Genomic DNA, 2,904 nt, shown 5'->3' with positions numbered 1-2,904 from the left:
ATCGAAGCGCTGCCACCGACCGTGGGAGGAGCGCTTCGATAGTGGTCGTGATTCACATCCTTGAGAACCCCGTAGCTGCGCAGATTCAGAATCGTAAGGTAGGACTTCCATCCACCTGCCACAACCTCCTTGCGAAGGTCCTCCTCGTACACGCTGTCCTCGCGGATCTCGAGCCGCTTGGCAACCAGCGCGCGGCAGACGCGCCGAATGAGGCTGTCGCGCCCACGAAGCAGAGTCTGCTGGGCCCAGTAGTGCTGCTTGAGCACGGCACCGTCGAACAGACTACCCTCCGGATGCACCGGTAGAGTGATATAGACATGGAAGGCCTGCCCACTACGGATAGCCTTGATGATGCGCGTCGCGATGGTCTGCACGAGCTTGTTGCGCGCCGCTGAACGCACGCCCTGCTGGAATGCCAGCGTATCGGCCGCCGGGGTTCCTGGCAGCACCTTGTCGGCCGTTTTCTGGGTTGCACCCAGCACCCGGCCGATCTTATGGGCCTTTTTCTGTTCCGCCGCGGTGGAAGGTCCACGCCTGCCGCCGCGAATGATTGTGTCGAGCCGGTTTCCTGGCTCTGCGTCGGAATAGCTACAGTCAGAAATCAAGAATTGGGTCTCGATGTATACATAGGCACGAGCGGACTCGATACAGTTGAGCATGGCATCCTGAATGGAGTGCATGGGCTGGTCTCGCTCCCAGTAGGGCGCAATGCAACTGCCGTCGTCCATCGCCAAGCCGACCTTTGCGCACGCTTTTTTCTCCATTGCGTGCAGGGCCGTTCCGGATGACCGCACGATCTGCACGCTAATACCGCCTGCGGATCCTGGCTGGGTCAGATCCCCGAACAGCTGTTTACCTCCCCCCATAGCCTTGAGCCATGCGTCATTGAGCGCCGTTATTTCCTGGCCTCGGGCAAACGTCTTCTGTTCGGGCAGCGATACGCCGGGTAGCCGGTTGACTTGCCCAATTCCTTTGTTGACCTTTTCCCTGACGTCTTTGCCGACACCCCGGTCGCCGCCCTGGTTCTGCCACATCATGGCGTTCCAGCGATGCATGAAGTTACGACAGATATCAAACACCGCAGGGCCTTCCAGTCGAGCATGGACATCCTGCCAGGGCATCCGGGCATGACGGCCTTTGTCGAGGAGCATCTGCTCGCGGCCGACCGGCGTGTTCAACCATGTCTCGAACGACTTCCACGCCTCCAGCGCTCTATCGAGCGCATCCATCACGGCCCTCCGCGCCGCCTCTACATCTCTGCTGACCGCGGATGGATCGCCAACATATCCAACGACGCGGCTTCCGATCTTTTCGGCAGTGCCAACCGCCGACTGCACCACCGCACGCTTTTCAGCTGCCCACGCCTCAAACTCCTTTGCCTTGATGAGTGCGTACCCTTCAACTGCGCGCAACGCCGCATCACCGGATGCGCCTCCATTGCCCTTGAGGGCCTCGTCAACCGAACGGTTTACGGAGGCAATGACTTCGGCGTACTTCAGCTCTGCCTCCTGAAGATCCACCTGTATCGATTCGAGAACCTTGGCCACGGTCCGAACAATGCGTAGGGTGGCATCGAAGCCAGGCACGAAGAACTCCGCAAGCTTTCGCAACCCGTTCTTCTCCAGCCAGTCCGGGACCGCCAGCTTGTCGGCATAGTCCAGAAGCTCAGCGAGCGCAGCCCCCTTGTCCCATTGCTCACGCATACGATCCATGGCGATGGCCATGCCCGGCAGGTAGGCCGGGGCGAAACCAGGCCGCACTCTGCCTGCGGCGTCTGGACTCTGGTCGGGCGTGTCGTACGTCAGCTTCAACTCATCGGACGTCATCCCACGCGCTTTGGAAACACTGTTGTTGTAGTGGTCATTGATGACGTGCAATGCCGGATCGCATACGACGTCAAAGTTGCCATCATCCCAGCGCCCATGTGCCACGTCCAGACCACCGACAAAGGCGATTTTTCCATCAATCACCAGGATCTTCTGGTGGTGCGAAAAACCGATATTGAACGCATCCTTACGACCCGTTGCTGGATTGTGCAGCCCCACCTGAACATTGCCAGGGGTATTTTCGTCAAGCATCTTGTAGAGCGCGGTCCGTGCTTCGTTCTCATGTGTGTACGCGGCGGCTTCGATGCTGTCATACAACAGCACCCGCACATCCACCCCACGCACATTGATCGCGTCATACAGCAGCTCGCTCAGGCGACCGCGGTGCCCGGCCTCTCCCCGTCCGGTCAGCTCCGTATCGAAGTTCATCTGCCAGTCGGCGATGAAGATGAATTTCTTCGCACCGCGGATCGCCTCGGCCATTGCGTGCATGGCCGAGCGCCCATCGGTGTAGGACTTCACCGCGTTGCCGTGCCGGACCGGGGCGAACTGGCGATCCGGCGGCGCGTAGTAGTCACCGCTGGAGGTGCCTACCTGGCCGGACTGGCAGGTCAGCGCGTTGCGCGCAACCGTACTGGTGTTGGTGCCGTCGGCCATGGCTCAGAGCTCCTTGCGCTGCTTGGGCGTGGTGGTCAGCAGGGACTGGAACTCGTACTCCACCCGGTGGCGGATGGCGCGCAGCGCATCGGCATCGGGCAGGTGCTGCAGGTCCTTGCTGTAATTGTTGGCATCCAGGGTCTCGACGATCTCGCGTACCCCGGGGCCGGTGCTGAACTGGCGCATCTGCAGCGGGATGGCGTCGATGCCGTGCACCAGGTACAGGCGCCCGGGGAACCGCGCCACGGCGTCCCAGACGGTCTTGCAGTCGGCATCGTCAAGGGCGACCTTGCCGTCGTCGTCGGCTCTGCCCTCCTTGAGCACTTCCACCCACTGCCCGGCATCCACCGCATGCAGGTTGTCCGGGGTATCGCTGGCACTCTGCCGGGTGCGCACGATCTTCCACGGCTGGCCGGCCAGC

The 2,904-nt window shown here is 61.3% G+C and carries 2 protein-coding genes; both read right to left on the bottom strand.

Annotated features, from left to right (window positions below):
- On the bottom strand, positions 1 to 2,483 hold a 2,483-nt coding region (locus tag DBR34_RS07255), incomplete at its 3' end, for a phospholipase (protein WP_128096291.1).
- 3 nt (positions 2,484 to 2,486) lie between these two features.
- On the bottom strand, positions 2,487 to 2,904 hold a 418-nt coding region (locus DBR34_RS21245; RefSeq protein ID WP_181393929.1), incomplete at its 5' end, for a hypothetical protein.

This window comes from Stenotrophomonas sp. HMWF003, from assembly GCF_003061285.1.
Lineage (GTDB): Bacteria > Pseudomonadota > Gammaproteobacteria > Xanthomonadales > Xanthomonadaceae > Stenotrophomonas > Stenotrophomonas maltophilia_AP.
This window is presented reverse-complemented; position numbering and strand designations above follow the sequence as displayed.